This is a genomic window from Plantibacter sp. MCCC 1A11337, assembly GCF_013349365.1.
Taxonomy (GTDB): Bacteria; Actinomycetota; Actinomycetes; order Actinomycetales; family Microbacteriaceae; genus Plantibacter; species Plantibacter flavus_A.
Genome location: NZ_JABJWX010000011.1, coordinates 1 through 2,015 on the forward strand (window position 1 = coordinate 1; position 2,015 = coordinate 2,015).

Sequence of the window (2,015 nt, forward strand, 5' to 3'; positions counted from 1 at the left end):
GGCTGGAGACGAGCTGGAAGAACAGGTTCGCGGCGTCTTGCTCGAAGGGCAGGTAGCCGACCTCGTCGACGATGATCAGCCCGTAGCGCCGCAGCCGGGTGAGCTCGTGGGGTAGCCGGCCCGCCCGGTGTGCGTCGGTGAGTCGGGTGATCCACTCGGTCGCGGTGGCGAACAGCACGCGGTGGCCGTGGTGGGCGGCCGCGATGCCCAGGCCGGTGGCCAGGTGGGTCTTGCCCGTGCCGGGCGGGCCGAGGAGGACGACGTTGCGTGCTTCGGTGAGGAACCCGCCCGACGCGAGAGCGGCGATCTGCTGACGGACGGTGGGTTGGGCGTCCCAGTCGAACTCCTCGAGCGTCTTTCGGGAACCGAACCCGGCGGCCCGGATCCGGAGCTGGGCGCCGGAGGCGTTGCGGGCGGCGACCTCGCGGTCGAGGACCGCGGCGAGGTACTCCTCGTGGGTCCAGCCGGCGTCGCGGGCGTGGTCGGCGAGCCGGCCGGCTGCCTCGGTGATCCGGGGTGCCTTCAACGCTGCTGCTAGGTAGGTCAGCTGCTTGAGCGCCTCGGCCGCGTCCGTCTTGGCGGCCATCAGGCCACCTCCTCGCCGTCGGTGAGGCCGTCGGGGAGGCCGGCGCCGGTCAGGCCGAAGGCGCGGTCGTAGTCGGTCAGGTCCCGCACCAGCCCGTCGTCGGGATCAACTACGGGTCGGGGCAGTTGGAACTGCTCACGCAGCACCTTCGCTGCTGCCACGTGGGCGGGGTCGGTGATGGTCATCCCACGTGCCCAGACCCGGTCGTGGGCGGCGACCAGGCGCCCGGCGTGGCGGACCTCGACCCGGGTCAGGTCCGCGGTGACGTCGACGAACCGGCCGATCACCGCCGGGTCTACCGAGTAGTCCGTCGAGTCGACACGGACGTAGTAGTCCCGTCCCAGCCGGACCCGGTTGACCCATCCGAGCGCCGGCGCGACCGGTGGCAGCGGGAGCATCGCGGCCCGGTCCGCGTCGAACCGGTCGACCGGCCTGGCCTTGGTGGTGCGCACGACCCTGGCGTTCGCGACCTGCAACCAGTCGGTGAACTGGCTGTTGAAGTCGGCCGGCGAGGCGAAGGTCCGCCCGGGCATGAACGAGGTCTCGAAGAACCCGTTGCGCCGCTCCACGATGCCCTTGGACTCAGGGTCGTACGGCTTGAGCCGCACCAGCGTGGTGGCCAGGGCGCCGGTGAACGCGCCGACGCCCTCAGCGTGCCGTTTCCCGCGACCGATGCCGGACTCGTTGTCCCAGATCAGCCGCCGCGGCACACGGCCGAGGAGCTGCAGCAGCTCCCACATCCCCAACAGCAGGTCCTGGGTGTGCCGGGTCGGGATCATCCGCCCGACCATGAACCGCGAATGCGTCGCGGTGATCACCATGACCGGCAACAGCGCGTCGCTGCCGTCCTCCAGCGGGATCTTCTTCGGCGGGAACCACAGGTCGCACTGCGCCGCGTCACCGGGCAGCCAGGTCAACCGGTCCGACGGGTCGACCGGTACATGCTCGGGCCGCAGCCGACGCACGTGCTCACGGAACCAGCTGATCGATCCGGTCCAGCCAACCCGCTCGGCGATCACCGTGGCCGGCATGTCCGGCGTCGCCGCCAGGAGCTGGCGCACCAACGGCTCAAACGGCGCGAACGCCGTCGCCACCGCCGCCCGCTCGTACTTCGGCGGCCGGTCCGAAGCCAGCGCCCGCGCCACCGTCGACCGTCCCACCCCAAGATCCTTCGCGACCTGACGCTGCGGAACACCGTCCGCAACCAGCCGCCGGATCAAAGCCCAATCCTCCACCGAGATCACCCACCCAATCTGTCGGGGTGGCCTCGTTTTCGACCGTCGCTATGGCCTCGTTTTCAACCGTCGCCGACATCCGTCTCGTGGCTGGGGTCTACGAGCAGAGTAGCTGCTTCAGTGGGCTTCCAAAACACCGAATCGCGGCCCCTGTGGATGAGGGTGGGCAGATCCCCCGCTGTGCACCTCATGAA

2 protein-coding genes are annotated in these 2,015 nt (G+C 70.2%); both read right to left on the reverse strand.

Annotated elements, in window-relative coordinates:
- The coding region (locus HOW07_RS19115) for an ATP-binding protein (protein WP_175118358.1) at positions 1-586 on the reverse strand (586 nt) is incomplete at its 3' end.
- Positions 586-1,830, reverse strand: a complete 1,245-nt coding sequence (gene istA / locus HOW07_RS19120) for an IS21 family transposase (RefSeq protein WP_371743729.1) — start codon at positions 1,828-1,830, stop codon at positions 586-588. The genes HOW07_RS19115 and istA, both read right to left, overlap by 1 nt.
- Between the last annotated feature and the right edge of the window lie 185 nt (positions 1,831-2,015).